This window comes from Streptococcus mitis, from assembly GCF_003942765.1.
In the GTDB taxonomy this organism is placed as follows: Bacteria; Bacillota; Bacilli; order Lactobacillales; family Streptococcaceae; genus Streptococcus; species Streptococcus mitis_BE.
Genome location: NZ_RJNW01000001.1, coordinates 717,320 through 727,663 on the forward strand (window position 1 = coordinate 717,320; position 10,344 = coordinate 727,663).

A 10,344-nucleotide genomic window follows, 5' to 3' on the forward strand; every position below is an offset into this window, starting at 1 on the left:
ATCTAGCAATATAGTTATCGGGCAGTCTCTATGTAAATCTTGAAAAATTTCCGTTAAATTCCTGTTCATAATAGATTCTTTTAGAGAGTTACCCTCATTAATTTCTTTATTTGTCTAAAAATTGTGAACTCATTTATCATACTTTTTAGTTAATCTAATATCTTTGCGACAATCTGACTATTATAGATTTCGTCCTCAATGAATTCAATATCTTGATCAAAATTATACTCTGCTGTATGTTTATGTGAAAATTTAACCTTTGTTTTAGCCCCCATCTTCATCCATTCATACTCTGAATCGATATGACCAATATCTAATACTTGGTATCCATTTTGACTTAAATGATAGGCTAAAACTTTTGCTGTAGGGCCAAGCATACATAAAATCAAGCGACCAGCAGCATACTTTTCAATTTCATGTTCAATTTCATGAACTCTAGAAAAGGCACTATGAGAAGGACAGATAATTCGCTTGATAGAATTTGCCTCATCGAACAAATCATTCCCTACACCTGATCGAGAGGTCGCTCCTTCAACTATCAGTAAGTCACGGTTTTTCCAGATACTTTTCAATTTTTCAAATTGGGATTTAGCTTGACTCTTGTCTTCAAAATCGATATAAGGTCGAGATACAAAGGTTGAGCCATACCATGAATCACTACATAACTCTCTGTAAAAATCCATATAATGATCCATGTGATCTTTCCAAAATGGAATCGCCCACGATGTAAACCTAAAACGATCTGTAAAGGCATCAGGAAGGCACACTACTAATTCTTCTCGACTTTCCTGACCGATAATATCACTCATGATTGAAACCAACTCTTCATCATAATCCTGGTAGGGAATCGAATGCCCTGCAAGCATATTGATTTCCCCATCTCCAAAACGAACTAAAGAAGAATTATGTTCAATAATATAATCCAAAGTTTCATCTATCCCTTTCACCTGGATTGTATCAAGCGGTTTTTCTAGCATAGACTTATTTATCAATTTCTGCAAATCAGCCAACATTCGTTCAGGATGTTCACTTGAATACAACCTTTGGCCATTATTACCATTTTGAGATTTATAAAAGGCTAGTATAGGTTTAGATAGATGAGTCATTTCTGCAACCATATCAGCTGTTGAAGTCAGTAGGTTGATATCTAAATAAACATCCATCTTTTCCTTCAACTCTTCTAGCTTATCTATTGAAATTGCTGGATAAAGTTGAATATTGGGATAACGATTAGATAAATCATATAGTTTTGGCCCCATAGCTGTCCAGGCAGCAACCTGAAAAACAACATTAGGTAAGTGTTCAGCCAAGTAATCCAGTTGTTCAATATCCTGAGAAGCCGTAAACGTTAAACAAGTCAAACTTGGAATTTGTCGAAAACAGGTAATATGCCCTTGTTTCTTAAAATCTTTTATCGCATCAATCATAAAGGAAACTTTCTCATTTTCGAAAACGATTTGTCCTAAATTTCCATGCTGAGTCGATTGAAAAGCCAATAGCGTTTTTTCTTGTTCTTGCAAAGATCTTAAAAAGTTCTCATCTGCACTACCATGATTGATATCCAAATAAAGATTTGTTGATTGTTTCAACTTATCTAAGACCGGTGGAACAATCTGTGGATGCAATCTCACATTATCATATACTGCCAATCTTTTTAGCTTATCACCCATATCCGTCCAAGCCGCGATATGAAATACCACATCTGGTAGAGCTGTAACTAACTCTTCTATTCCTTCTAAATCTTGGGAATTTGTCAAAGTTAAACAAGAAAATTCCTTATCTAGGGGCGATGTCAGTTCAAACTCTCCTAAATGATGTTGTAAAATCTGACTCCACTCCAAATCATGGAATTGCCACCATAAATCACGGTAACGATTGGCTATCAAGGTTTTCCAAGGTTTTCTATAAGACACAAAATGTATGATACTAGGGGTTACTAACTCATTAAAATAATTTTCCCATTTATTATAAAATGCAGTTGTGTCATGGCCAACTTGAAGGTTAAATTCTTTATCCAGCTCTAACCATTGATTAGAACAAACCTGATTGAAAATCGTTTGATCACCGTTAAAATTATCAAAACTCCCTTCTTCAACTTCCCTAATTGTTACAATAGACTGTTCAATTAGACGTTCTTTTAGTTTCTCTTGGCGACTTTTTTCATTATTAATTAATAGAACACCTGTATTAAATGTAATTCCATCTGTATCTCTAACTGCTGCAAATAATTTTTCCTCTAAATCAATACAAAATAATTTCTCCAAAGAAGTATTCACAATCAAGTCACTGTCTAAATATAAAACCTTAGTTTCTGGGATATAATCTGGGATAAAATATCTAGCATATGCAATACTGCTAATATGAGCTTGCTTGATCCAATCCTGAAACACAGCCTGTTCAGGCAACTTCACATCAATAATCTCACTCCCTAACATGCGAGCTATTTTTCTTGGCTTACGGAACCAATCTGGCATGATATCTTGATTTAAAATGTAAATCTTAACATCTCTATTGTGGTATAGGATAGATTTTATGGTTGTTTCTAACTGTGTAGTATAATTGCGATCCCCAGCTAATACAATTGCTTTGTTCATTTCATTTCCTTAATTAATTCCCAAGTGATAGATTGCATCTACCAGTAGCTTTTTAGTGAAATAACCCTCTTTTAACAAATAACTAAAGTTTTTTATCCGATTCGTCATTTCTTGATATTCTTGTAGATTCATTTCATCAACTATCTCATGAACTTCTTCTAGACTATCCGCCACAAAACCCAAGCCTTGATCTACTATAAATTTAGCAGTTGACAAGCTACCAGGTACAATGACTGGTATGCCAGCTGCCAGATAGGTACTAACCTTATGAGATATATTTAAGGTATAGTATTTGTTACTTTCTCCATCGTTTTGATGAGTTCCCCAGACAAGACCAAAGCCACCTTTTGATAATTCTAGTAATAATTCCTCATCTTTTCTCCATCCCTCAATACTAAGATTTCTAGCATTGGAACTAGCTTCTCCTTTATTTGAAAATACTCTCAAAAGCGTATCTTGGCACCAATTTTGCAAGTCTGGGAAACGCTCTAAACTTCCAGCAAAAAAAAGTTCTTTTTTAAAGGAAGGGGTGTAAAGAGACAAATCATGAGGATGATCCCACATCCCCTGAATGAGAATCTTCTTAGTTGTCAAGCCTTCTTCTATCAGCCGTTCTTTCATTCTCTCAGACGGCACTATCAAAACATCTGATAGATTATACATATACATATAGTCTTTCATAAGATAATAATTACTATCAAACATGAGGGGAACGACATCATGAATAAAGCAAATAATCTTTACTTGCATATCCTTTAGCTTATCAAACAAGAGACGATCAAACTCAAAGCCATTCCAGGTTGGAGACTGAAAGACTAATATATCTCCAATAGAGATACTGGCCATAATGCCATCCAGACGCTTATTCATTTCAGATGGACTGTCTGAAGCAATATTATAAAAATAGATACCGACTTCTCTAAATCCCAATTGGCTAGCAATCTTTTGAACAGCATTTTGCGCTAAGATAACCGTACTATCACCTGCCATGCCGTATAAATTCGTTAAATGTAATTTCATATTTCTTATCTTTTAAAAATTCACTTTAAGAATAGAAAACTCTTTTTCTTTAATCTGATTTTTAGAATTTCTATTATAGCAAGTTTAAATAATGATTATGATTTTATTTCATATCAATAGCTATCATTTTCATTTAAAATAATGATATTATTTCCTATAAATTTCTAAGTATTTCTTGATACATCTGTATCGCATTTGAATTTTCTAAACCTACTTTTTCCTTTTCATTTATTCTAAATTGAATGAACGATTTCAAATTTGAAATATATGGAGTCGAATCAATTCCTCTTCCAATCAAAAAAGGAATTCGTCCAAGTCGGATTTCCACATCATCCATTAGTTGTCTCTCTGTCCTAACTTTTCCCACCATCGATTCTGAGTGTACTCTATAATTATAAAGTGCTCTATGAATATATAAGCAGCTAGTCATAGTTAAATACAATTTAAAGCTACACTCAAAATCCTCACCAAATTTCCGTTGCTCATTAAATAATATATCATCAAATAAAGAACGTTTAAATAGTTTACCCCAAGAAATTGTGTAAGAACTATCATAATTTTCAAGGTTTGGTAGCTGAGTTAGCAATTCCTGACTAGTCCAGATTTTTTCATAATAATCCTGTTCCCAAACATTCATATAATAACAATTATCAGGCATACTAAACTGTTTATATGATCCTATCACAAAATCTGTATCATACTCTACTATTTTTGAATATAGTACTTCTAAATAATCTGAATCCAACCAATCATCCGAGTTTACAAAAGTAATGTACGTCCCCCCGAACGTTCAATACCTAGGTTACGTGCTGATGAAAGACCTCCATTTTCCTTTTCAAAATAACGGAAACGAGCATCTTTGGCGACATATTCTCTACAGATATCTGCTGAATTATCTGGAGAGCCATCATTGATTAATAAACACTCAAAATTCTGATAAGTTTGATTCAGAACACTATCCAAACACTGTCTCAAGTATTTCTCGACATTGTAAATAGGTACAATAATACTAATTAAGGCTTTACTTTCATAATCTGCTATTTTAGATAATAGTTTTTGTTTTTCTTGTTTGTATAACTGTTTATACTGATTATTCTCTGGTACAAATTCGATGTCATGATAATTCAAATGTAAATATTTTAGTTTTTCAACCAATAATTTTGTTATATCACTCTCATCTTTAAAAAACAAGTCATACTTTCCGAATATCTTAAATACATCTAATTTTTCTTCTGAAAACTCTTTAGTAGTAATTGAATTTGGACGAATCCTGTAAGCATAGATAACTTTTGGTAATTTAATCCATTTTCCTGAATGACTTACCAACTCGGGAATAACTGCTAAATCTTCAAATATCCACCCCTCTGGAAAAAAAGCTTCTGTTAATAAACTTTTTCGAAACAATTTTGGAAAAACGCTAACTCTCAGCTCATTTAATGCCAATTCTCCCAATTTGTCATCCTTGGTTATTAATATTTTTTTCTCAAAATTATGACAGACTCTATCCACTTTTATTTTATCATGGAAATATTCAATCATTCCTTCTATAATATCAACATCATCTTCGATGTGTTCTATTAAAGTTTCTAAGAAATCAGGATAAATATAATCATCACTATCTACAAAAGCTACAAAAGTAGACTCTTCTCTAATATGACTAATCCCTGTATTTCTAGCTCTACTTAAACCTTTATTAGATTGATTGATTAGTTTGAAACGACTATCCACTAGATACTCTTCCGCTATTTGTTGAGAGCTATCCGTGGAACCATCATTAACCATAATGCATTCAAAGTTTTTATATGTTTGTTCACTAATACTTTCCAAACATTGTCGTAAATAATTCTCAACATTATAGATTGGAACTATAATACTGATTAATTCATTCCCCATATACTAACTTACCTAGCCTTGATTTATTCTATTTCCCGTTTAATCTCTTCTTTTTACACAAAGATTCCCATCATTATAAACCACACTGTTTGATGGAATATCATTTCGAATAAGACAACCTGCTCCGATAATGGTATTATCCCCAATCGTCACTCCTTTTAAAATCGTGACATTACTTCCTATCCAGCAATCTCGTCCAACTCTAATCGGCGCCGTAGTCCACTGCCACTTTTCAATTCTCTCTGCTGTATAAGTATGATTATGGTCATAAAAACGGACACCTTCTCCAATCATGGTTCCAGATCCGATTTCGATGCGATCAATACAGTTTATACTACAGTAGTTATTCAAAAAGACTCCTTCATAAAGAATAAGCTTTCCAGCAGGTAGTTGAAAACTCTCAAAATTACGGCAAGTAACCTTCTGAGCGACACATAGACTAGCAGAAGATCCTATCTCAAAGGAATTCCATGCGCCTTCCTGATAAATACGGTCCAAGTCATTTACGGTTATATGAGGCTGATTCAAACAATCTAAAATCGCCTCAACCATTGCTTGAGGAGTAGAGGAAGAATAGCATTCTTGTCCTTGTTGACCATGCATAGTATTATCAAAAGCAAGAACTCTCTTGCCAGCCTGAGAAAACCGTGCCACCACCTGATCTACTTCTTCATAATGGTTGATATCCAGTAACACATCACAAACTCTCATCAAAAAAGAAATACTAGCTTCATCAGTTACTGTATGTAAGCGCACATTTCCCTTTGATTGTAATTCTAACATTCTATCTGAAAATACAACGGGAGCTGCAATATGAAAACAAACTTGTGGGAGCTGGTCCAAGAGATACAGCAAGTGTTCAATCTGGTCACTAACAGTTAAAATTAAAGCATCACCAATCATCTTCAGCTCCATCCCCTTGCACATTCTCTCAGTTTTTCAATCATATCTCCGACTTGATCTGTCTGATACGTTAGCTGCCCCATGTCTATCGTTTTAGTATTTTCAAAAGCGAAGACTGGTTTTCCATTTTCTGTAAAATATTCTAAAAATTCTTCCGTCTTTTCCCCGTGATTGATATCTAAAAGAACTTGACAAGTATCGACCAGTTCGGAATCTACATCTAGCAAATAATGGATGCCATTAAAAATAGTCACATTTGGATAAATCAACAATTGTTTCAAACGATCACTGACCATAACTCTAGCAGCAATCTTAAACTGAATATCTGGTAATGATTGAATTAATGTATCAATTTGTTCGATATGATCTGAAGCAGTATAAATTAAACAAGCAAAAGGCTCTTTTATAGGATAGATATGAGACTTTTGTAGCGGATGTAAATGATAATTTTGTCCCAACTCTGTCCATTCTAGATTATGGTAATACCACCAAACATCACGATAGGTTTGAGCTGCCAAATCTTTCCACGGTTTCCGATAAGAAAGATAGTGAATAATAGCAGGATAATCCTGGCCTACAGGCAACTGATAATCAGTGAACTGCTTATGAATGACAATATGATTATAATCAAAGTCCAATTCCAACCATTTATGTTCAAAAAGCATATTCAAGATACTCTGATCTGCCTGTTCCACCTTATCATGCCATTCATTGGTTAAATCAATCAACTTTTGTGTCATCTGTTCTTGTTTCCACAAAATATTATTGATCAAGAGAACCCCAGCATTAAAAATTTCCTGACCGAAATAGGCTCTTCCCCCGAAATCTCTAACAGCAGCCAAAGGATAATCTTGTAAGTCAGTAGCAAACAAATTATCCAGATTTTTCGTTACTACTAAATCACAATCCAAGTAGAGGGCCTTTTCTTCTTTTACAAAATCAGCTACGAAATAGCGTAAAAAGACTGTGTAACTAATATCCGTTTTATAACGTGAAATTTGCTCAGACGTTACCCGACAATTGATAATTTCTGAATCAAACTTCTCTAAGCGCTTATTTAATTGCTTAATCCATTCATTAGGAAAATCGCTATTAATCAGATAAAAACGGATTGAGCGATTATGGTAACAAATAGACTTGATAGTAGTCATTACTTGGTCTACATAGGCATAATTTGCTGCTAGGACAACAGCCTTCCTTTCCTTTTGAGCCTGTATTGATAGCTGATTTAAAAGAGTTCTTTTCATTTCAAACTCTTTATACGTTGCTGTATCAGATAAGCCACTAGCTCGACCGTTCGCAATGCTGACTCCCAACATCTGACGATAAACTGCTAAGTGTTTCTCAAGAGGATATCCCATATTAGCTAGTAAAGTAATACGTTCAGACATGGCATCAACCAAGGCATGCATCCATTTTTCTGTCCAAGTCCTGGATAAACTATTATTTCTAATGCGATAAGAATAGATACCTTTATGGATATAAACAATCTTTTCAGCCAATAAATAAATCTTTTGATTGAGGTAACCGTCTTCTCCTAATTTACCTACGTCAAAGCGTAACTGCCCGAACAATCTTGCCTTATAGAGTTTACCCCAAGCAGATATCAAAGCAAAACTTTTCATTTCTTGAGATTCATACAAGTTCTCAAAGATAGAAACATTGTCATATACTTTCTCATAATAGGAGTCTCTTAATATATGAAAGTAGAACATTCCTTCGCTTTCGTTGAAAGAATAGTAATTACCAACTGCAATATCAGCCTGATACTCTACTATTTTTTTGTATAGAGTTTCTACATAATCTTGCTCAATCCAATCATCCGAGTCAACAAAGGTCACATAATCTCCGGACATATTTTCCAGACCAGTGTTTCGTGCAGCAGACAAGCCAGCATTTTCTTGTTCTATATAGATAATTCGGTGATCTATTTCTACAAATTCTTTACAAATCTCAGCTGAAGCATCAGTAGAACCATCATTAACGACAACAATCTCAATATTTTTATATGTTTGAGCAATAATACTATCTAGGCATTTTCTTAGATAGCTTTCCACATTGTAAACCGGTACAATGACCGTTATTTTATCATCCACTAGCGATTTTCTCCTTATATTTATTATACAATTTTTTAGTCAAAATTTCAGCTATATAATAGTAAAAACCCCTTGAAAATTCTACTTTTTCAAGGGGTTTCTATGATTTATGTGCACGAGTTAGTTTAGCCTAAATTTATAGGTTATCTTACTCTTCTTCATCACGTTTACGGCGTTTCGCAACCAATCCAATACCTGTAACTGCTGCTAAAGCTCCTAAAAGCACGGATGATTTGGAAGCTTCTGTACCTGTATTCGGCAATTGCTGTCTAGTCTTACCTGCTGACTCAGAGGCACTTGTTGATGCTGATTCAGATGCTGATGTGCTTGCTGACTCAGATGCACTTGTTGATGCTGATTCAGAAGCTGATGTACTTGCTGATTCTGACGCGCTTGTTGACGCTGATTCAGAAGCTGATGTGCTTGCTGATTCTGACGCGCTTGTTGACGCTGACTCAGAAGCTGATGTGCTTGCTGATTCAGAGGCGCTTGTGCTTGCTGATTCTGATGCGCTTGTACTTGCTGATTCTGATGCACTTGTTGATGCTGACTCAGACGCACTTGTTGACGCTGACTCAGATGCGCTTGTTGACGCTGACTCAGAAGCCGATGTACTTGCTGACTCAGAGGCGCTTGTGCTTGCTGATTCTGACGCGCTTGTTGACGCTGATTCTGAAGCTGATGTGCTTGCTGATTCAGAGGCGCTTGTGCTTGCTGATTCTGATGCACTTGTTGACGCTGACTCAGAAGCTGATGTGCTTGCTGATTCAGAGGCGCTTGTACTTGCTGATTCTGATGCACTTGTTGATGCTGACTCAGATGCGCTTGTTGATGCTGATTCAGAAGCTGATGTACTTGCTGATTCAGACGCACTTGTTGATGCTGATTCAGAGGCGCTTGTGCTTGCTGATTCTGAGGCACTTGTTGATGCTGATTCTGATGCACTTGTTGACGCTGACTCAGACGCACTTGTTGACGCTGACTCAGATGCCGATGTGCTTGCTGACTCTGACGCACTTGTTGATGCTGATTCAGAGGCGCTTGTGCTTGCTGATTCTGACGCACTTGTTGACGCTGACTCAGAAGCCGATGTGCTTGCTGACTCTGACGCACTTGTTGATGCTGATTCAGATGCTGATGTGCTTGCTGACTCAGATGCACTTGTTGATGCTGATTCAGAGGCCGATGTGCTTGCTGAAGCTGACGCACTTGTTGAGGCTGACTCAGAANCTGATGTGCTTGCTGAGGCTGATGCACTTGTTGAGGCTGACTCAGAGGCCGATGTGCTTGCTGAAGCTGACGCACTTGTTGATGCTGACTCAGAAGCTGATGTGCTTGCTGAAGCTGATGCACTTGTTGATGCTGATTCAGAGGCCGATGTGCTTGCTGAAGCTGACGCACTTGTTGAGGNTGACTCAGAAGCTGATGTGCTTGCTGAAGCTGATGCACTTGTGCTTGCTGAGGCTGATGCACTTGTTGAGGCTGACTCAGAGGCTGATGTGCTTGCTGACTCAGAGGCGCTTGTGCTTGCTGAGGCTGATGCACTTGTTGAGGCTGACTCAGAAGCTGATGTGCTTGCTGAAGCTGATGCACTTGTACTTGCTGAAGCCGATGCGCTAGTACTTGCTGAAGCCGATGCGCTTGTTGATGCTGAAGCTGAAGCACTTGTACTTGCTGAAGCCGATGCGCTAGTACTTGCTGAAGCCGACGCGCTTGTTGACGCTGAAGCTGAAGCGCTTGTGCTTGCTGAAGCTGATGCACTTGTACTTGCTGAAGCCGATGCGCTTGTTGACGCTGATTCAGAGGCCGATGTGCTTGCTGAAGCTGATGCACTTGTT

At 36.5% G+C, this 10,344-nt stretch carries 5 protein-coding genes and 1 pseudogene; all 6 read right to left on the reverse strand.

Going from position 1 to position 10,344, the window contains the following annotated elements; translation table 11 throughout:
• Positions 1–149: 149 nt before the first annotated feature.
• Positions 150–2,594 (reverse strand): SP_1767 family glycosyltransferase, encoded by a 2,445-nt coding sequence (locus D8849_RS03775; protein ID WP_125386238.1) that lies wholly within the window; start codon positions 2,592–2,594, stop codon positions 150–152.
• 9 nt (positions 2,595–2,603) lie between these two features.
• Positions 2,604–3,614: a sugar transferase gene (locus tag D8849_RS03780; RefSeq protein ID WP_125386239.1), complete on the reverse strand. Its 1,011-nt coding sequence runs from the start codon at positions 3,612–3,614 to the stop codon at positions 2,604–2,606.
• A gap of 154 nt (positions 3,615–3,768) precedes the next feature.
• Positions 3,769–5,507: pseudogene (locus tag D8849_RS10615) on the reverse strand (glycosyltransferase family 2 protein).
• A 39-nt stretch (positions 5,508–5,546) separates the two neighbouring features.
• Positions 5,547–6,410 carry an acyltransferase gene (locus D8849_RS03795; RefSeq protein WP_260467568.1) on the reverse strand — a complete coding sequence of 288 codons (864 nt, stop codon included), beginning with the start codon at positions 6,408–6,410 and terminating at the stop codon, positions 5,547–5,549.
• A 2-nt stretch (positions 6,411–6,412) separates the two neighbouring features.
• Positions 6,413–8,506: a glycosyltransferase gene (locus D8849_RS03800; protein WP_125386240.1), complete on the reverse strand. Its 2,094-nt coding sequence runs from the start codon at positions 8,504–8,506 to the stop codon at positions 6,413–6,415.
• A gap of 148 nt (positions 8,507–8,654) precedes the next feature.
• Positions 8,655–10,344 (reverse strand): LPXTG cell wall anchor domain-containing protein (locus D8849_RS03805; RefSeq protein WP_125386241.1); only part of this gene is annotated, 1,690 nt, incomplete at its 5' end.